Source organism: Streptomyces sp. R33 (assembly GCF_041200175.1).
Lineage (GTDB): Bacteria > Actinomycetota > Actinomycetes > Streptomycetales > Streptomycetaceae > Streptomyces > Streptomyces katrae_B.
Genome location: NZ_CP165727.1, coordinates 2,691,041 through 2,710,328 on the forward strand (window position 1 = coordinate 2,691,041; position 19,288 = coordinate 2,710,328).

The window sequence follows — 19,288 nt, forward strand, 5'->3', positions numbered from 1 at the left end:
CCCGCGCACCCGGTCAATAGCTGGGCAGTGTCCGCGGGCCGAGATCGGTGCGGGCGGGCGGGTGGGCCACCCGGACCGTGGCGCTGAGGACGGAGAGCCCCTCCGTGGCGACCACGACGGGCTCGAGCGTGACTCCCACCACTTCGGGGTGGTCGTCCACGAGCCGGGACAGCCGCAGCAGGAGCTCCTCGAGGGCGGGGGTGTCGACGGGGTCGCTCCCGCGCCAGCCGAAGAGGAGGGGAGCGGTCCGGATGGACCGGATCAGCCCGGCGGCGTCCCGCTCGGTGGCCGGGACGAGCCGGTGGGCGGTGTCGCCGAGCAGCTCGGAGGCGACACCGGCGAGCCCGAAGGAGAGGACGGCGCCGGCCGCCGGGTCGATGACGGACCGCACGACGGTGTCGACCCCGCGGGGCACCATGGCCTGGACGACGGGGAGCAGCTCGCCGGGCGTCCCGAGGAGATCGGTGAGCTCCTCGTACGAGCGGCGCAGGTCCGCCTCGGTCGCGAGGTCGAGGCGTACGCCGCCGAGGTCCGCGCGGTGGCGCAGGTGCGGGGCGGTGGTCTTGAGGGCGACGGGGTAGCCCAGGGCCCGGGCGGCCCGGACCGCGTCGTCCGCGGTGGGCGCGGGCAGGGTGGGCAGCACCCGGATCCCGTACCGGGCGAGCAGTGCGGCGGCGTCGGCCTCGGTGAGGGTGAGGACGGCGTCGCCGACGCCGTCCAGGATGGCGGCGAGCTGGGCGGCGGCTCCGGCCTCGTCGATGTCCTCGTACTCGGGCACCTGCCCGGCCTCGGCGTTGGCCCGCCGCCACTGCCCGTACCGGACGGCCTCGGCGACGGCCCGTACGGCCCGCTCGGCGGCCGGATACGCCGGAATCCGCACGTCGACGCCGACCCCGCCGGCATCCCCGCCCCCGGCCCCGCCGGCGTCCGAGCCGCGGGGGTGCGGGGGCAGAGCCCCCGGAAGCGGCGCCGCACCCGACGAGCCGGGCCGCACGGGATCGGAGCCGGGCAGCGGGCCCCCCGCCGTGGACAGGGCGTCGACCAGCTCCTCCAGTTCCACGTGCACCACCGCCACGGGCTTGCCGGGATGCCCGGCCACCGCATCCCGCAGCGCCTCGGCCAGGTCGTCCTGCGGCTCCTGCTCGTTCACCCACGGGATCACCGTGACGATCACCGCATCGTTCTCGGCGGAGCCCAGCGCCGCGTCGAGCGCCTCCCGGAAGTCCTCCGGCCTCGCCGCCGTGGTCAGGTCCAGCGGGGCCGCCGGCCGCAGCCCCTGCGTGAGGCAGGCGTCGTACGTGAGGACGCCCAGCGACTCCGAGTTCCCGAGGATCGCCACGCGCGGCCCGGCCGGCAGCGGCTGCGAGGCCAGCAACAGCCCGACGTCCACCAGCTCCGTCACGGTGTCGACGCGGATCACCCCGGCCTGCCGCAGCAGCGCCGAGACCGTGGTGTCCGGGAGCCTGGTCCCGGGGACCACGTGCCCCGCCGGGGTGTGGCGGCCGCCCTTCGCGACGACGACCGGCTTCACGGCTGCCGTCCGCCGCGCGAGGCGGGTGAACTTCCGCGGATTGCCCAGGGTTTCGAGGTACATCAGCGCGACGTCGGTGGCCTCGTCCTCGTACCAGTACTGCAGGATGTCGTTGCCCGAGACGTCCGCCCGGTTGCCCGCCGAGACGAAGGACGACAGCCCCTCGCCGCGCCGCAGCAGGGCGGAGAGCAGCGAGATGCCGATCGCCCCGGACTGGGTGAACAGCCCGATGCGGCCCCGGATCGGCGCGGGCGCCGGCGTCAGGGAGGCATTGAGCCGGACCTCCGGCGCGGTGTTGATCACGCCGTACGCGTTCGGCCCGATCAGCCGCATCCCGTACGAGCGCACCTGGCGCACCAGTTCGCGCTGCCGGTCGAGCCCGGCCGCGCCGCTCTCCCCGTAGCCGGCGGACAGCACCACCAGCCCCTGCACCCCGTGCTCGCCGCAGGCGGCCACGGCCTCGGGGACGCGCTCGGCGGGGACCGCGATCACCGCGAGGTCGACCGGGGTGCCGATGTCGCCGAGGGCGCGGTAGGCCCGTACGCCGTCCAGCAGGTCGGTGGTGACGGCCTCGTTCACGGCGTAGAGGTGGCCCTGGAAGCCGCAGTCACGCAGGTTCCGCAGGGCCGCCGCGCCGACGCCCCCGCCGGAGCGGCTGACTCCGATCACCGCCACCGAGCCGGGAGCCAGCAGCCGCTGCACGGAGCGGGCCTCGGCGCGCTGCTCGCGGGCGCGCTGCACGGCCAGGGACTCGGCGGTGGGTTCGAGGTCGAGGGTGAGGTGGACGGAGCCGTCCTCGAAGCTGCGCTTCTGCTGGTAGCCGACGTCGGTGAAGACCTTGATCATCTTGCTGTTGGCGGGCAGCACCTCGGCCGCGAACCGGCGGATGCCCCGCTCGCGGGCGACCGCGCCGATGTGTTCGAGGAGCGCGGAGGCGACCCCGCGGCCCTGGTGGGCGTCCTGGACGAGGAAGGCGACCTCGGCCTCGTCGGCGGGCGCGGAGGCGGGCCGGCCGTCGGGGCCGATCCGGTCGTAGCGGACGGTGCCGATGAACTCCTCGCCGATGGTCGCCGCGAGGCCGACCCGGTCCACGTAGTCGTGGTGCGTGAAGCGGTGCACGTCGCGGTCGGACAGCCGGGGGTAGGGCGCGAAGAAGCGGTAGTACTTCGACTCGTCGGAGACCTGCTCGTAGAAGCTGACCAGTCGGCCCGCGTCCTCCGTGGTGATGGGCCTGATCCGGGCGGTGCCGCCGTCGCGCAGGACGACGTCCGCTTCCCAGTGGGCCGGGTACGAGGGGTCCGACGCGGTGGTCATGCGGCGATCTTAAGGCCAGGACCGGCCGGACAGCTCCTGCGCGGCGCGTACGGCAAGCAGGGGCAAATGAGTGCAAGCTGGGTTAGGTCGAACGGCGGAGGAGTCGGGCCGGTGGTCGGTCGGAGCATTCGAGGCGTCGTGAGAGACTGGTCTAGACAACCGTAAGAACCTGAAGGGCATCACCATGGCAGAGCGCCGCGTCAACGTCGGCTGGGCCGAGGGCCTGCACGCTCGTCCCGCCTCGATCTTCGTCCGCGCGACGACCGCTTCCGGCGTCCCGGTGACCATCTCGAAGGCCGACGGGAACCCCGTCAACGCCGCGTCCATGCTCGCGGTGCTGGGCCTGGGCGCCCAGGGCGGCGAGGAGATCATCCTCGCGTCCGAGGCCGAGGGCGCCGAGGCGGCGCTGGACCGCCTCGCGAAGCTGGTCGCCGAGGGCCTCGAGGAGCTCCCCGAGACCGTCTGACCCTTCGGGTTCACGCCCGGACATGCGGCGAAGCCGCGGTCACCGGAATTCCGGAGGCCGCGGCTTCGTCGTTTCGGCAATTCCGCCGTCCGCGCCGGGCGACCACGACTGCGCGCCAATACCGCGCCAATATCGCGCCGATACCGCACCAATGCGCCGTCGATGCGCCGTAAATTCAGACACCGCCAGCTTATTAATACGCGCTATTTGTTAATGCGGACCGCCCGCCATGTTTACGGCATGTTGCGAAGTCCTCACGCGCAGCCGGTGCGCTCCGGCCGCCCGGTCCGCGTGGGCCGCCGTCAGCGCCCGCGCCCGCTCGGCGTCCCCGCGCGCCACCGCGTCCACGATCGCCCCGTGCTCCGCCCACGACTCCACGGGCCGGGCCGGCGCCTCCACGGCGTACATCCACGCGACCTTGTGCCGCATCTGCGTGAGCAGCGCGATCAGCCCGGGGCTGCCGGAGGCCTGGGCGAGGGTCTCGTGGAACCAGCCCCCCAGGGACCGCAGGTCCTCCCCCTGGCCCCGCCTGGCCCGCTCCTGGCCCAGCCTGACCAGCCCGCGCAGTACCTTGAGGTGGGCCTCGGTGCGCCGGCGGGCGGCTCGGGCCGCGGCCACCGGCTCGAGCAGCATCCGCAGTTCCAGGAGGTCGGCCGCCTCCTGCTCGGTGGGCTCGGCCACGCAGGCGCCCGCATGGCGCCGGGTGGTGACGAAACCCTCGGACTCCAGGGTCCGCAGCGCCTCGCGGACCGGGACGCGCGAGACCCCGTACCGGCGGGCCAGAAGCTCCTCGGTCAGCCTGCCGCCCGGCTCGAAGACTCCGGAGACGATGTCGTCGCGGATTGCCGTGCATACCGCGTGCGCAGGAATACGCAAGTCCGGACCTCCGCTTAATTCCGACTGCCGACGCCATTGCCGCGACCGTGCTGGGATCGTACTGGGACTCTATTGCAACACGCGATGTTTTCCGAGCGCGGACCGAAATCGCGAATATTTACAGCCACGATGCGGCCACTTGCGGCCACAACGCGAAGGCCCCGGCTCGGGGAGCCGGGGCCTTCGGTGAAGTGCTGCGGGTCAGACGTCGACGCCGTGGTTGCGCAGGTACGCGACCGGGTCGATGTCCGAGCCGTACTGGGAGCCGGTACGGGCCTCGAAGTGCAGGTGCGGGCCGCTGGAGTTGCCGGTGGAGCCCGACAGGCCGATCTGCTGGCCCGGGGTGACCTGCTCGCCGACGGAGACGCTCAGCGAGGACATGTGGCCGTACTGGGTGTAGGTGCCGTCGGCGTGCTTGATCACGACGTTGTTGCCGTACGCGCCGCCCCAGCCTGCCTCGACCACGGTGCCGACGCCGACCGCGTGCACCGAGGTGCCGGAGGCCGCGTGGAAGTCGATGCCGGTGTGGCTGCCGGAGGACCACATGCCGCCGCCCGCGTGCCACTGGGTGCTGATGTAGGAGCCGTCGACGGGGGCGACGAAGGTGTTGAGGCGCTTGCGCTCCTCCTCGCGGGCGGCGCGCTCGGCGGCCTCGCGCTCGGCCTTCGCCTTCTCCTCGGCCTTCTGCTTGGCCTCGGCGGCGCGCGCCTTCGCGTCGGCCTCCGCCTTCGCCTTGGCGGCAGCGGCCTCGGCCGCGTGCTCCTGGGCCTCGGCCTGGGCCTCGATCTGGACCGGGAGGTCCTCGGCCGTCACGACGGCGTTCAGGCCGGTGTCCTCCATGGAGGGGGCCTTGTCCGACGCGGCGAACGCCGGGCCTGCGAGGGAGCCGACGACACCGGTGGTGGCGAGGGCGGCTATGCCGGCGTAACCGGCGGTCTTGCGGCTCAGACGACTGGAACCACGGTGCTTACCGGCGGCACGACTGCCAAACGCCATGAAGGGGCTGATCCTTTCCTTCCTTCTCGCCTACCGGGTTAGCTGACGGGTTCGGAGCAGGAAGGTCTCCTACGGGCCCCCTCTGGCGAGGCGGTCCGATTCACCCCAGGGACGCATGTGGGTCCCCGGCTCCCCAGGCTCGCGCCTGACGGGGACTCGGCGATCGCTGCCCGGTGCCGCGGGTGCGGCGCGTACAACTGACGGACAGCACGGCCGACGCTAGGCGGATCATCAGTCAATCGCCAAACAGACACGCCTTTTTGTTGCGTACGCCACACCGCATACAAGCAACCTCTCCACTAAACAGACATAAGGGGCCCCGGTGGACAAGCCACCGGAGCCCCTTGGGATGTCCGTCAGTTGCCGACGACGGTGACCTCACCGATCCCGAGCGCCCGCACCGGCGCCTCGATCTGCGAGGCATCGCCTACCAGGACCGTGACCAGGCGGTCCAGCGGGAAGGCGGCCAGAACGGCCGAAGTCGCCTCCACCGTGCCCGTTTGGGCCAGCTGTGCGTACAACCGGGCCTGGTAGTCGTCCGGGAGCTCCTGCTCGACCTGGTCGGCGAGCGTGCCGGCGACGGCCGCGGCCGTCTCGAACTTCAGCGGGGCCACACCCACCAAGTTCTGTACCGCCACGTCCCGTTCGGCGTCGGTCAGACCCCCCTCCGCGAGGGTGCGGAGCACCTTCCAGAGGTCGTCGAGCGCCGGGCCCGTATTGGGGGTGTCCACGGAGCCGCTGATGGCGAGCATCGAGGCGCCCTTGCCGTCCGCGGTGGAGCGCAGCACCTGGCCGAAGGCGCGCACGCCGTACGTGTAGCCCTTCTCCTCGCGCAGCACCTTGTCCAGGCGCGAGGTGAGGGTGCCGCCCAGGCAGTACGTGCCGAGCACCTGCGCCGCCCAGACCCGGTCGTGCCGGTCCGGCCCGATCCGGCCGATGAGCAGCTGCGTCTGGACCGCGCCGGGCCGGTCCACGATGACCACACGGCCGGTGTCGTCGGCGGTCACCGGCGGCACCGGGAGCGCCTCGGCGGAGTTGCCGGTCCAGCTGCCCAGGGTGTCCGCCAGTACGGCGTCCAGGTCGATGCCGGTCAGGTCGCCGACGACCACCGCGGTGGCGGTGGCGGGGCGTACGTGGGCCTCGAAGAAGGCGCGTACGGCCGCGGAGTCGATCCGGGCGACCGTCTCCTCGGTGCCCTGGCGCGGGCGGGACATCCGCAGGGTGGCCGGGAAGAGCTGCTTGGAGAGCTCCTTGGCGGCGCGGCGCTGCGGGTTGGCCAGCTCGTGCGGGATCTCGTCGAGCCGGTTGCGCACCAGGCGGTCGACCTCGCCGTCGGCGAAGGCGGGCGCGCGCAGCGCCTCGGCGAGAAGGCCCATCGCCTTGGCCAGCCGGGAGGCCGGAACCTCCAGGGAGACCCGCACGCCCGGGTGGTCGGCGTGCGCGTCGAGCGTGGCGCCGCAGCGCTCCAGCTCGGCCGCGAACTCCTCGGCGGAGTGCTTGTCGGTGCCCTCGGACAGCGCGCGGGCCATGATCGTCGCCACGCCGTCCAGGCCCTGGGGCTCGGCGTCCAGCGGGGCGGCGAGGTTGACCTCGACGGCGACGACCTGCTGGCCCGGCCGGTGGCAGCGCAGCACGGTCAGCCCGTTGGGCAGCGCGCCCCGCTCGGGAGCCGGGAAGGCCCACGGCCGGGCCTGGCCGGCCTGCGGCTGCGGGTGGAAGGTCATCGTGACGGCTGCGGTGTCGCTCACTGCTCCGCCCCCTCGTTCTCGTCGTTCTCGTCGGCCCCGTCGGCCTCTGCCGGGAGCGGCTCGTACACCAGCACCGCGCGGTTGTCGGGGCGCAGTCGGGCAGCGGCCACGGCCTGCACCTCCTCGGCGGTGATGTCGAGGACCCGCTGGACGGCGCTGAGCGCCAGCTGCGGGTCGCCGAACAGCACGGCGAAGCGGCAGAGTTCGTCGGCGCGGCCGGCCACCGTGCTCAGCCGGTCCAGCCACTCGCGCTCCAGCTGCGCCTGGGCGCGCTCCATCTCCTCGGCCGTCGGGCCCTCGGCGGCGAACCGCGCGAGCTCCTCGTCGACGGCCGCCTCGATGTCGGGCACCTCGACCCCGCTGGAGGTCTTCACGTCCAGCCAGCCCAGCGAAGGCGCACCGGCGAGCCGCAGCATGCCGAAGCCGGCCGCGACGGCCGTCTGGTCGCGGCGTACGAGGCGGTTGTGCAGCCGGGAGGACTCACCGCCGCCCAGGACGGTCAGCGCCACGTCGGCGGCGTCGCACTCGCGGGTGCCGTCGTGCGGGAGCCGGTAGGCGGCCATCAGCGCGCGGGCCGGGACCTCCTCGACGATCTCCTCGCGCAGCTGCCGGCCCATGACCTCGGGCAGCGTGCCGTCGCGCGGCGGCTGCTTGCCGTCGTGCCCGGGGATGGTCCCGAAGTACTTCTCGATCCAGGCGAGCGTCTGCACGGGGTCGATGTCGCCCACGACCGACAGCACCGCGTTGTTGGGCGCGTAGTACGTGCTGAAGAAGGCGCGCGCGTCCTCCAGGGAGGCCGCGTCCAGGTCGGCCATGGAGCCGATCGGGGTGTGGTGGTACGGGTGGCCCTCGGGGTACGCCAGGGCGGTCAGCTTCTCGAAGGCCGTGCCGTACGGGACGTTGTCGTACCGCTGGCGGCGCTCGTTCTTGACGACGTCGCGCTGGTTCTCCATGGACTCGTCGTCCAGGGCGGCCAGCAGCGAGCCCATCCGGTCCGCCTCGAGCCAGAGCGCGAGCTCCAGCTGGTGGGCCGGCATGGTCTCGAAGTAGTTGGTGCGCTCGAAGCTGGTCGTGCCGTTGAGCGAACCGCCTGCGCCCTGGACGAGCTCGAAGTGGCCGTTGCCGGGTACGCTCGCCGAGCCCTGGAACATCAGGTGCTCGAAGAGGTGAGCCAGACCGGTTCGCCCCTTGACTTCATGGCGCGAGCCGACGTCGTACCAGAGGCAGACCGCGGCGACCGGGGTCAGGTGATCCTCGGAGAGCACCACGCGCAGGCCGTTGGCCAGCCGGTGCTCGGTCGCTGTCAGGCCGCCGGAGCCGGCCTGGGCTGTGGCCGTGTGACCCATGGGCATGTGGTCCCTTCGATCGCGATGCAGAGATTTCCGTCAGACCTGCCACTGTATGCAAGCGCGTCGGGGACCGGAGAAGTTCCCGGCTCAGACCTGGGTCGGAGTCGGCGTTGTCGGTGCCTCGGGCCACAATGGTCCGCGACGACCCCTGTCAGCCCCTGTCACACCACCCGCCAGACCACCCGCAAGACCCCCAGCACACCTTCTTTCTTGGTTAAGGAGCCGCGCAGCGATGGCCCGCCGCAGCACGAAGACCCCGCCGCCGGAGGATTTCGAGGAGAAGATCCTCGACATCGACGTCGTCGACGAAATGCAGGGCTCCTTCCTCGAGTACGCGTACTCGGTGATCTACTCCCGCGCCCTGCCCGACGCCCGCGACGGCATGAAGCCGGTGCACCGGCGCATCGTCTACCAGATGAACGAGATGGGCCTGCGCCCCGACCGCGGGTACGTGAAGTGCGCCCGCGTCGTCGGCGAGGTGATGGGCAAGCTGCACCCGCACGGTGACGCCTCCATCTACGACGCGCTCGTGCGCATGGCCCAGCCCTTCTCCATGCGGCTGCCGCTGGTCGACGGCCACGGCAACTTCGGCTCGCTCGGCAACGACGACCCGCCGGCCGCGATGCGTTACACCGAGTGCAAGATGGCGGACGCCACGTCACTGATGACGGAGTCGATCGACGAGGACACCGTCGACTTCACCGCCAACTACGACGGCCAGGAGAAGGAACCCGTCGCGCTGCCCGCGGCGTACCCGAACCTGCTGGTGAACGGCGCCTCCGGGATCGCGGTCGGCATGGCCACCAACATGCCCCCGCACAACCTGGGCGAGGTCATCGCGGCCGCCCGTCACCTGATCCGCTACCCGCAGGCGGACCTGGAGGCGCTGATGCGCTTCGTGCCGGGTCCGGACCTGCCCACGGGCGGCCGGATCGTGGGCCTCTCCGGGATCAAGGACGCCTACGAGAACGGTCGCGGCACGTTCAAGATCCGCGCGACGGTGGCCGTGGAGAACGTGACCGCCCGCCGCAAGGGCCTGGTCGTCACCGAACTGCCCTTCACGGTCGGCCCCGAGAAGGTCATCGCGAAGATCAAGGACCTGGTCGGCTCCAAGAAGCTCCAGGGCATCGCGGACGTCAAGGACCTCACGGACCGCTCGCACGGCCTGCGCCTGGTCATCGAGATCAAGAACGGCTTCCACCCGGAGGCCGTGCTCGAGCAGCTGTACAAGCTGACGCCGATGGAGGAGTCCTTCGGCATCAACAACGTCGCACTCGTCGACGGCCAGCCGCTGACGCTCGGACTCAAGGAGCTCCTCGAGGTCTACCTCGACCACCGCTTCGAGGTCGTGCGGCGGCGCAGCGAGTTCCGCCGCGGCAAGCGGCGCGACCGGCTGCACCTGGTCGAGGGCCTGCTGGTGGCCCTGATCGACATCGACGAGGTCATCCGGATCATCCGGGACAGCGACAACTCGGCGCAGGCCAAGGAGCGGCTCATCGAGCGCTTCTCGCTCAGCGAGATCCAGACCCAGTACATCCTGGACACCCCGCTGCGCCGGCTCACCCGCTTCGACCGGATCGAGCTGGAGTCCGAGCGCGACCGCCTCACCGGCGAGATCGACGAGCTGACCGGGATCCTCGAGTCCGACACGGAGCTGCGCAAGCTGGTCTCCACCGAACTGGCGGCGGTCGCGAAGAAGTTCGGCACCGAGCGGCGTACGGTCCTGCTGGAGTCGGCGGGTACGCAGGTCGGGGCGGTTCCGCTGGAGGTCGCGGACGACCCGTGCCGGGTGCTGCTGTCCTCGACGGGCCTGCTGGCGCGCACCGTGACCGGCGAAGCGCTGCCGGAGGAGGAGGGCGGCGCCCGCACCAAGCACGACCTGATCGTCTCGCAGGTCGCCGCCACGGCCCGGGCCGACGTCGGCGTGGTCACCTCGTACGGGCGGCTGCTGCGGCTGTCGGTGATCGACCTGCCCCAGCTGCCGGACACCCACACCGCGCCCAACCTGGCGGGCGGCGCCCCGGTCACGGAGTTCCTCTCCGGGCTGGAGGCCGACGAGAAGGTGATCTGCCTGACCTCGCTGGACGAGTCCTCGCAGGGCCTGGCCCTGGGCACCGAGCAGGGCGTGGTCAAGCGGGTCGTGCCGGACTACCCGGCGAACAAGGACGAGCTGGAGGTCATCACCCTCAAGGAGGGCGACCGGATCGTCGGCGCGGTCGAACTGCGTACGGGCGAGGAGGACCTGGTCTTCCTCACCGACGACGCCCAGCTGCTGCGCTACCCGGCGGGCCAGGTGCGCCCGCAGGGCCGCCCGGCGGGCGGTATGGCGGGCATCAAGCTCGCCGAGAACGCCAAGGTGATCCACTTCTCGGCGGTGGACCCCGCGCGGGACGCCTTGGTGTTCACCGTGGCGGGCTCGCACGGGACGCTGGACGACTCGATGCTGTCCGGGAAGCTGACCCCCTTCGACCAGTACCCGCGCAAGGGCCGGGCCACCGGCGGCGTGCGCTGCCAGCGGTTCTTGAAGGGCGAGGACCTGCTGGTCCTGGCCTGGGCCGGCAACGCCCCGGTCCGCGCGGCCGCGGCGAACGGCACCCCGGCGGAACTGCCGCCCGTGGACCCGCGCCGCGACGGCTCGGGGGCCGCACTGCCCGCGGCCGTCGCCGCTCTGGCGGGGGGCGCGCTGTAGGACGTACGGCGGCATTCGGGTGGTGCGACCGGGGGGACGTACCACCCGAATGCCGACTAGTGTTTTCCCTCCGGGTGTTGGTGGGGGGAGTACGCAGCTGATGAGTCGTCGGGCGGGCGGATTGATCGGGGACTGGGCCGAGGCCCAGCGCCGGCAGCAGCAGACACAGCTGATCCAGCAGCGGGAGGCCGAACGCCGGCAGCAGTCCTACGAACGGGACCGGCAGCGGGTCCGTGAACGCGACGCGAACCGGAGCCACCGGCAGTACCGCGAGGCCGAGGCCCTGCGACGCACCGCGCAGCTGGAATCCGAGGTCGACGCCCTCAAGGGCCTGTTGGTCGCAGGCTGCCGCGCACCGGCGTTCCGGATCTCCGACCTGGCCCGGTCCGAGCAGCTGGAACCCTTCAACCCCGGGGCGCTGGCGCAGCCGGTACCGATGCCCCGCATCGACCAGTTCCAGCAGCAGAGCAGCGGCTGGACGCTCGGCTCGAGCCACCGGGCCCAGGCGGAGCGGGAGGCTCACGCCCGGTACACCCAGGCCTGGCAGGCCGCGAACGCCGCGGAGGCGCAGCGGCAGCAGCAACTGGCGGCGTACCGGCAGCAGTACGACCGGTGGGCGGCGGATCAGCTCGCCGGGGTACGGGCGCACAACAGCGGGCTCATCGAGCTGGCCGCCGCCTTGCGCGCGGGCGACGCGGAGGCGGCGGTGGAGTACTTCTCCGCGGCCCTGTACGCCTCGACTGCCTGGCCCGAGGCGCTGCCGCGGCAGGTGGCGGCCGCGTACGACCCTGCCGCGCGCCAGTTGGTACTGGACTGGGAGCTTCCCGGGTACGAGGTGGTACCGGAGGCCAGGTCGGTCCAGTACCTGCCGAGCACGGACCAGGACAGGGTGAAGCCCCGCCCGGTCACGGAACGACGGGCGCTGTACCGGGACCTGCTGGCGCAGTGCATGTTGCTGGTGGTGCGCGAGCTGTACGCAGCGGACGAGTTCGGCGTACTGGACTCGGTCGTGGTCAACGGCTTCGTCGACTGCCACGATCCGGCGACGGGGCAGGAGGCACGGTTCGTGCTCTCCACCGTGCCGGCGGCACGCAGCGCTTTTGCGGGGCTGCGGCTGGAGCAGGTCAGCGCGGTGGACTGTCTGGTGTCGGGGTTGGGCGGGCTGCTGTCGACGCGCCCCGACCAGCTGACGGCGGTCCGCCCGGGGCGCCGGCCCGACGAGGTCGGCGGGGGTGTCGTCAGCCACGGCGGCCAATCCGGCCATGGGGATGACGAGCCGGACCTGTTCGCGATGGACCCGATCGCCTTCGAGAACCTGGTGGCGGAGCTCTTCCGGGCGATGGGCATGGAGGCGGTGACCACGCAGCGGTCGGGCGACGGCGGGGTGGACGTGGAGGCGCTGGACCCGGCGCCGATCCGGGGCGGGCGGATCGTGGTCCAGGTCAAGCGCTACCGGAACACGGTGCCGCCGACGGCCGTGCGTGATCTGTACGGCACGGTCCAGGACAAGGGGGCGAACAAGGGGGTGCTCGTCACCACCGCGTCCTTCGGGCCCGGGTCGTACACCTTTGCCAACGGCAAGCCGCTGGAGTTGGTTCCCGGGCCGGACCTGGTCGAGCTGCTCCACCAGTACGGCCTGCGCGGGCGGCTGGGCGGCGGTCCGGCGCAGCGCGCGCCCGAGCCGGAGCCCGCGGCCCCTTCGGCGGACCACAACGTGCTCGGCATGTCCTGGTCGGGCGCGGTCGCCCTGGACGTGTGCGCCCTCGTCTGCGCGGGCAACCGGGTGCTGAGCGAAGACCACTTCGTGTTCTTCAACAACCCGCGGACTCCGGACGGTTCGGTACGGGCCCGCGCCCACTCGGCTCCCGACAAGGCCGCGCTGGAGGTCTCCTTCGACGCCCTGCCCGAGCCCGCCGACCGCCTGGTCCTCGTGGCCGCGATCGACCCGGAGGTCGATCCGCGTGCCGACCTCGCCGGGTTCACCGACGCCCACATCCGCCTGCTGTCCGCCGGCGGCGAGGAACTCGGCCGGCTGGACGTCTCCGACGGGCGCGCCGGCGAAACCGCTCTGGTCCTCGGCTCGTTCCGGCGCCGCTCCAACGGCGACTGGGACTTCGTCATCGGCGGCAAGGGCTACCGCGGCGGCCTCGAGGACCTCCTGCGCGAATACGGCGTCGAGGTCGCCTGATCAATCGGAGTCGAGATCGGAGTCTGGATCGCCGTACGGATCGGGTTCGTACGGCTCCGGCTCCGGTTCGGCGTCCGCCTGCGCGGGGCGGTCGACGTAGCGGAGCACGCCCCACATGCTCTCGGGGGGTGCGTGCTGCGGGGCCGGTTCACGGCAGGCCTCCAGCTCGTGGAGCAGGGCGGGGCCGTCCGTACCGGCGCCGATCAGGACCAGCTGCGTCAGCCGGGCCTCGCCCCGGCCCCAGGGCTGCGGTGCGAACCGGAGGAAACGGCCGACCGCGTGGACCTCGTAGCGCTCCTCGTGGCCGGGGACGCCGAAGTACGCATAGCCCTTGATCCGGTACAGCCCGGCCGGCCGCCGGTCGAGGAAGTCGATGAACCGGCGCGGGTTCATGGCCTGCTCGGACACGAACTCCGTGCTCTCGTACACCGTGTGGGCGTGCCCGGTGTGGTCCTCGTGCTCCGCGGCGTCCGCGTCCCTGGCCTGCGCGATCAGGTCCTCGAACGACAGCTGGCCCTGGGTCTCGGTCCACGGGCGGCGGTCGAAGAGCAGCTCCGGGTCGATGCGCCCGTGGTCGGCGGCCACCACCGGCGTCCCGGGACAGAGCGCGCCCAGCTCGCCCTCGATCCGGGCCCGCTCGGCGGCGTCGACCCGGTCCGTCTTGTTGAGGACCACCAGGTCCGCGACGGCGAGGTGGCGGTCGGTCTCCGGGTGCCGGTCCCGGGTCGTGTCGAACTCCGCCGCGTCCACGACCTGGACCAGCCCGCCGTACCGGATCGCCGGATTCTCGCTCGCCACCAGCATCCGGATCATCTCCTGGGGCTCGGCCAGCCCGCTCGCCTCGATGACGATCACGTCGATCCGGTGGACCGGCTCGGAGAGCTTCTCCAGGTACGCGTCCAGCTCGCTGCCGTCGACCGCGCAGCACAGGCAGCCGCCGCCGAGCGAGACCATCGAGTCGCCGACCTGGCCCGCCACGGCCATCGCGTCGATCTCGATCGAGCCGAAGTCGTTGACGACGACCCCGATCCGGGTGCCTCCCCGGTTGCCGAGCAGGTGGTTGAGCAGCGTCGTCTTGCCGGATCCGAGGAATCCGGACAGCACGACGACGGGAATCGGCTGAGGGGGCTGCTGTACGGGCGGCTGAGCGGACTGCTGGGCGGGCTGACTGCTGTTCACCCCGCCGATCGTAGTCAGCCGAGCACCGGAACCGGCTCCGGCGGGTTCGGGCCGACGTACCGCGCCGCCGGACGGATGATCTTCGAATCGGCGGCCTGCTCCAGGACGTTCGCGCTCCAGCCGACCACACGGGCCGCACAGAACGTCGGGGTGAACATCTCGCGCGGCAGCCCGCACAGCTCCATGACCACGCCCGCGTAGAACTCCACGTTGGTGTGCAGCTCGCGCCCCGGCTTGAGCTCGGCCAGGATCTCCTCGACGTGCCGCTCGACCTCGACGGCGAAGTCCACGAGCGGGCCGCCGAACTGCAGCGCGATCTCCCGCAGCATCCGCGAGCGCGGGTCCTCGGTCCGGTACACGGGGTGCCCGAAGCCCATGATCCGGTCCCCGGCGAGCACCCGCTCGCGGATCCACGGGTCGATGCGGTCGGCCGTGCCGATGGCGTCCAGGGTGTCCAGGGCCCGGCTGGGTGCGCCCCCGTGCAGCGGCCCGGAGAGCGCGCCGATCGCGCCGGTGAGGCAGGCCGCGACGTCCGCGCCGGTGGAGGCGATCACGCGGGCGGTGAAGGTCGAGGCGTTGAAACCGTGGTCGACGGTGGAGATCAGGTACTGCTCGACCGCCCGCGCCTTGACCGGGTCGGGCTCCTGCCCGGTGAGCATGTACAGGTAGTTGGCGGCGTACGGGAGATCCGCGCGCGGCTCGACCGGCTCCAGGCCCTGCCCCAGCCGGTGCAGCGCGGTGAGCAGGGTCGGTACGGCGGCGCAGGCGGCCAGTGCGTCGGCGGCCCGCCGCCCGGGGTCGAGGTCGTAAACCGGGCGGAACCCGGCGGAGGCGCCGAGCAGCGAGAGCGCGGTCCGCAGTCCGGCGAGCGGTCCGGAGAGCGCGGTGGCCCGGGCGAGGGCGGGCAGCGCGCCCTGCACCGCGTCGGGCAGCCGGCGCAGCGGGGCGATCTCGGCGGCGAACGCGGCCCGCTCGGCGGCGTCGGCCAGCAGGGCGCCGCGGAACATCAGGTGCCACACGTCCTCGAAGCTGCGGCTCGCTGCGAGCTCGACGGCCGAGTACTGGCGGTAGTGGTAGAAGCCCTCGCGGCCTCGGACGTCACCGAGTTCGGTCTCGGTGACCACGACTCCCGCGAGACCGCGGGGCACATCGACGGTGGTGTTCATGCATCGACCATCCATGATGGATTGAATCCTTGTCAATGTTGATTGAATCAATATATGTAGGGTTGGCGTCATGAACGACCAGGCGGAGGGCGAGCGCCGGATCAGCACCCGGCAGGCGGCGGAACTGCTCGGGGTGAAGCCCGCGACCGTGTACGCGTACGTCAGTCGCGGCCAGCTGACGAGCCGCCGCGACCCCGTCGGCCGCGGCAGCAGCTTCGACGCGCGCGAGGTGGAGGACCTGGCCCGGCGCAGCCGGCGCGAGGCGGCTGCGCCCCCCGGGGCGGAGCTCTCCGTCCGCACCTCGCTCACGCTCATCGAGCCCGACCGGTACTACTTCCGGGGCGTGGACGCCGTCGAGCTGGCCTCGCGGCACCGCTACGAGGAGGTCGCCGAGTGGCTCTGGACCGGGACGCTGCCGCGCGGCGTGCGGTTCACCGCTCCCCCGCAGGCGCTGGCCGCCGCCCGGCGCGCGGTGGCCGCGCTGCCCGAGCACAGCGGCCCGATCGACCGGCTGCGGGTGGCCACCGCGGCCGCCGCCGTGACGGATCCGCTGCGCTTCGACCTGTCCGCGGAGGCCGTACTGGGGTCGGCACGCTGCCTGATCCCGACGCTGGTCGGCGCGCTGCCCGAGGTGGGCGCGCCCGGCTGGCGCGGGGACGGGCGACTGGCCCGGCAGCTGTGGACCCGGCTGACGGAGCGCGAGCCCGACCCGGACGCGCTGGCCACGCTGGATCTGGCCCTGGCGCTGCTCATCGACCACGATCTGGCCGCCTCCACCCTGGCCGTACGGGTGGCCGCGTCGGCGCGGGCCCATCCGTACGCGGCGGTCTCGGCCGGGCTCGGCGCGCTCGAGGGCCCGCTGCACGGCGCGGCCGGACGGCTCGCGCACCGGATGCTGGTGGAGGCCCTGGAGCGGGGCGGGGCCGCGCCGGTGGTCGCGGACCATCTGCGGGCGGGACGGCGGGTCCCCGGCCTCGGGCACCGGCTGTACGAGGGCGAGGACCCGCGGGCGACGGCCCTGTTCGCGCGGCTCGAGAACGTGCCCCGGGCCGCGCCCGCGCTGGCGGCCGCCCGGGAGGTCGTCGCCACGGCGGCGGCCCGGCGGGGCGGCCTGCACGCCAATGTCGACCTGGCGCTGGCCGTGCTGACGGTGTCGTGCGGGATGCCCGCGGAGGCCGGGGAGACGGTGTTCGCGGTGTCCCGGACGGCGGGCTGGATCGCGCACGCGCTGGAGGAGTACCAGGAGCGGCCGCTCAGGATGCGCCCGAGCGGCCAGTACCAGGGGCCCCGCCCGCCACAGCCGATGCCGTGACGGACCCGCGGCCCGCGCCCGCCGGCTGCCGGGCGCCCGCTCGGCCGGCGCTGCCCGCGGCCGGCGGGAGATCCGCCGCGGTTGCGTGCACATGGGATGTTCCGCTCGGGCCGAAGGCGACCTACGGTGCTGGTCATGCGGTTCCTCCACATGAGCGCTCGGCGCCTCGGGCTGCCCAGACGGGCCGTCTCGCAGATCCTGCTGACCCAGCTGGCCATCGCCGCCGGGGTCGCCGTGCTGGCCACCGGGCTCTTCCTGGCCCCGCTCGGCGCGCAGCTCGACGACCAGGCCATGCGGCGCGCCCTGGCCATCGCCCAGAGCGCGGCGGCCGACCCCTCACTGGCCGCCGACCTCCTCGACTCCGGGCCGACGGCCGACAGCCCGGTGCAGGCCTCGGCCGAGCGGATCCGCCGCGCGACAGGCGCTGAGTACGTCGTCGTCATGGACCTGGACGGGATCCGCCGCTCGCACCCCGGCACCGACCGGATCGGCCTGCCCGTCTCCACCGACCCGAGCGACGCCCTCGCGGGCCGCGAGGTCATGGAGATCGACGAGGGCACGCTCGGCCGCTCCGCCCGCGGAAAGGTCCCGCTCCTCGCGGCCGACGGGGAGATCGTCGGCGCCGTCTCCGTCGGCATCGCCTACGACAGCGTCCACGACCGGCTGCTCGGCGCCATCCCGGGCCTGCTCGCCTACGCGGGCGGCGCCCTCGCGGCAGGCGCGCTCGCCGCCTACCTGCTGTCCCGCCGGATCCAGCGGCAGACCCGCGATCTGGCCTTCTCCGACATCGCCGGCCTCCTCGCCGAGCGCGAGGCGATGCTGCACTCCATCCGCGAGGGCGTGATCGCCCTCGACCGCGACGGCCGGGTCCGGCTCGTCAACGACGAGGCGGCCCGGCTCCTGGGCCTCGCGCCGGACTCCGCCGCCACCGTCGCCGGGCGTCCGCTGGACGACGTCCTGGGCGCCGGGCGCACCACCGACGTCCTCGCCGGCCGCGTCACCGGCCGTGACCTGCTCACCGTTCAGGGGCCGCGGGTGCTGGTCGCCAACCGGATGCCCACCGAGGACGGTGGTGCCGTCGCCACCCTGCGCGACCGCACCGAGCTGGAACACCTCGGCCGCGAGCTCGACTCCACCAAGGGCCTGATCGACGCCCTGCGCGCACAGGACCACGAGCACGCCAACCGCCTCCACACCCTCCTCGGCCTGCTGGAACTGGGTCTCCACGAGGAGGCGGTGGAGTTCGTCACCGAGGTCGTGGGAGTGCACCGCAGCACCGCCGAACAGGTCACCGAGAAGGTCCACGACCCCCTGCTGGCCGCCCTTCTGGTGGGCAAGGCGACCGTCGCGGCCGAGCGCGGCGTCCCGCTGCGCCTCGCCGACACCACCTTCCTGCCCGACTGCCTCGTGGACCCCGGCGGCCTCGTCACCATCACGGGCAATCTGGTGGACAACGCCCTGGACGCGGCGGCGGGCTCCGCCACACCCCTGGTCGAGGTCGAGCTGCGTGCCGAAGGCCGTACGGCGATCCTCCGCGTGCGGGACAGCGGGCCCGGCGTCCCGGCAGCCCGCCGCGAGGAGATCTTCACCGAGGGCTGGTCGACCAAGCAGCCCAAGGCCCACCGCGAGCGCGGGCTGGGTCTCGCACTCGTACGCCGCCTCGCGGAGCGGCAGGGCGGCACGGCCCGGGCCGGCGAGGCAGCGGACGGAGGGGCGGAGTTCTCCGTCGTACTCCCGGAGGCCCTGCGATGAACGAGACCCCGATCCACGACATCCACGTATTGGTCGTTGACGACGACATGCGTGTTGCCCGGATCAACGCGGCGTACGTGGCGAAGGTTCCCGGCTTCCGTGTCTGCGCCCAGGCCCATTCGGCGGCCGAGGCCCTCTCGTACCTCGACACCCACCCCGTCGACCTGATCCTCCTCGACCACTACCTCCCGGACGAGAACGGCCTGGACCTGGTCCGCCGGCTGCGCCAGCTCGGCCACCGCACCGACGTGATCATGGTCACGGCCGCCCGCGACCTGGCCACCGTCCAGTCCGCCATGCGCCTCGGCGCCCTCCAGTACCTCGTCAAGCCCTTCACCTTCGCCGGCCTGCGCACCCGGCTGGAGGCGTACGGCTCCCTGCGCCGCACCCTGGAGACCGGCGGCGAGGCCGAACAGGCCGAGGTGGACAGGATCTTCGGCGCCCTCGCCGCGGCCGGGTCCCCGAACGAAATGCCCAAGGGCCACTCCGCCACGACCGCCGAACTCGTCCGCCAGGTCCTGCGCTCCGCCGAGGGCCCGCTCTCCACCCAGCAGGTCGCCGACCGCGCCGGCATCAGCCGCCAGACCGCCCAGCGCTACCTGAAGCTCCTGGAGCGCACCGCCCGGGTCACCCTGGCCCTGCGCTACGGCGAGACGGGCCGCCCCGAACACCGCTACTCCTGGCTCCCGTCCGAGGGCGCGTGACCGCCGGACGGGAACGCG

13 protein-coding genes and 1 riboswitch are annotated in these 19,288 nt (G+C 72.8%); of the genes, 6 read left to right on the top strand and 7 right to left on the bottom strand.

Going from position 1 to position 19,288, the window contains the following annotated elements; genetic code table 11:
• Positions 1 to 13 precede the first annotated feature (13 nt).
• On the bottom strand, positions 14 to 2,845 hold the full coding sequence (locus AB5J51_RS12170; RefSeq protein WP_369777711.1) for a GNAT family N-acetyltransferase: 2,832 nt from the start codon (positions 2,843 to 2,845) through the stop codon (positions 14 to 16).
• Between the two features lie 184 nt (positions 2,846 to 3,029).
• On the opposite strand from AB5J51_RS12170, the gene AB5J51_RS12175 reads away from it, so the two are divergent.
• On the top strand, positions 3,030 to 3,311 hold the full coding sequence (locus AB5J51_RS12175; protein ID WP_030301460.1) for an HPr family phosphocarrier protein: 282 nt from the start codon (positions 3,030 to 3,032) through the stop codon (positions 3,309 to 3,311).
• Between the two features lie 210 nt (positions 3,312 to 3,521).
• Here the strand turns inward: AB5J51_RS12175 and AB5J51_RS12180 are convergent, their stop codons facing one another.
• The 4 genes from AB5J51_RS12180 to AB5J51_RS12195 form a co-directional block, all read right to left on the bottom strand.
• Complete coding sequence (locus AB5J51_RS12180; RefSeq protein WP_053787744.1) at positions 3,522 to 4,187, bottom strand: GntR family transcriptional regulator; 666 nt, start codon at positions 4,185 to 4,187, stop codon at positions 3,522 to 3,524.
• Between the two features lie 201 nt (positions 4,188 to 4,388).
• The gene (locus tag AB5J51_RS12185; RefSeq protein WP_053787745.1) at positions 4,389 to 5,183 is read right to left on the bottom strand and encodes a M23 family metallopeptidase; all 795 of its coding nucleotides are present in this window, start codon (positions 5,181 to 5,183) and stop codon (positions 4,389 to 4,391) included.
• Positions 5,184 to 5,196: 13 nt separating this feature from the next.
• A riboswitch (cyclic di-AMP (ydaO/yuaA leader) is annotated at positions 5,197 to 5,355 on the bottom strand.
• Positions 5,356 to 5,539: 184 nt separating this feature from the next.
• A complete protein-coding gene (locus AB5J51_RS12190) occupies positions 5,540 to 6,907 on the bottom strand; it encodes a pitrilysin family protein (RefSeq protein WP_053787776.1) in 1,368 nt (455 codons plus the stop codon).
• Positions 6,908 to 6,927: 20 nt separating this feature from the next.
• Complete coding sequence (locus AB5J51_RS12195; RefSeq protein ID WP_369777712.1) at positions 6,928 to 8,277, bottom strand: M16 family metallopeptidase; 1,350 nt, start codon at positions 8,275 to 8,277, stop codon at positions 6,928 to 6,930.
• A 235-nt stretch (positions 8,278 to 8,512) separates the two neighbouring features.
• Between AB5J51_RS12195 and AB5J51_RS12200 the strand changes: the two genes are divergently transcribed.
• Together AB5J51_RS12200 and AB5J51_RS12205 are read left to right on the top strand one after the other, a co-directional pair.
• Entirely contained in the window at positions 8,513 to 10,969 is a 2,457-nt protein-coding gene (locus tag AB5J51_RS12200) for a DNA topoisomerase (ATP-hydrolyzing) subunit A (protein ID WP_053787747.1), read from the top strand.
• A 100-nt stretch (positions 10,970 to 11,069) separates the two neighbouring features.
• Positions 11,070 to 13,157, top strand: coding sequence for a restriction endonuclease (locus AB5J51_RS12205; RefSeq protein WP_369777713.1), 2,088 nt, complete (start codon positions 11,070 to 11,072; stop codon positions 13,155 to 13,157).
• Here AB5J51_RS12205 and AB5J51_RS12210 read toward each other — a convergent pair whose 3' ends face one another.
• A complete protein-coding gene (locus AB5J51_RS12210; RefSeq protein ID WP_369777714.1) occupies positions 13,158 to 14,336 on the bottom strand; it encodes a GTP-binding protein in 1,179 nt (392 codons plus the stop codon).
• A gap of 14 nt (positions 14,337 to 14,350) precedes the next feature.
• Positions 14,351 to 15,517 carry a citrate synthase/methylcitrate synthase gene (locus AB5J51_RS12215; RefSeq protein WP_369777715.1) on the bottom strand — a complete coding sequence of 389 codons (1,167 nt, stop codon included), beginning with the start codon at positions 15,515 to 15,517 and terminating at the stop codon, positions 14,351 to 14,353.
• A gap of 55 nt (positions 15,518 to 15,572) precedes the next feature.
• Here AB5J51_RS12215 and AB5J51_RS12220 point away from each other — a divergent pair, with 55 nt between their 5' ends.
• The 3 genes from AB5J51_RS12220 (at position 15,573) to AB5J51_RS12230 (ending at position 19,270) form a co-directional block, all read left to right on the top strand.
• The gene (locus AB5J51_RS12220) at positions 15,573 to 16,814 is read left to right on the top strand and encodes a citrate synthase (RefSeq protein ID WP_053787751.1); all 1,242 of its coding nucleotides are present in this window, start codon (positions 15,573 to 15,575) and stop codon (positions 16,812 to 16,814) included.
• Positions 16,815 to 16,949: 135 nt separating this feature from the next.
• A complete protein-coding gene (locus AB5J51_RS12225) occupies positions 16,950 to 18,566 on the top strand; it encodes an ATP-binding protein (RefSeq protein ID WP_369777716.1) in 1,617 nt (538 codons plus the stop codon).
• Positions 18,563 to 19,270: a response regulator gene (locus AB5J51_RS12230; RefSeq protein WP_053787753.1), complete on the top strand. Its 708-nt coding sequence runs from the start codon at positions 18,563 to 18,565 to the stop codon at positions 19,268 to 19,270. The genes AB5J51_RS12225 and AB5J51_RS12230 overlap by 4 nt, the downstream gene beginning before the upstream one ends.
• The last annotated feature ends 18 nt before the right edge of the window (positions 19,271 to 19,288 follow it).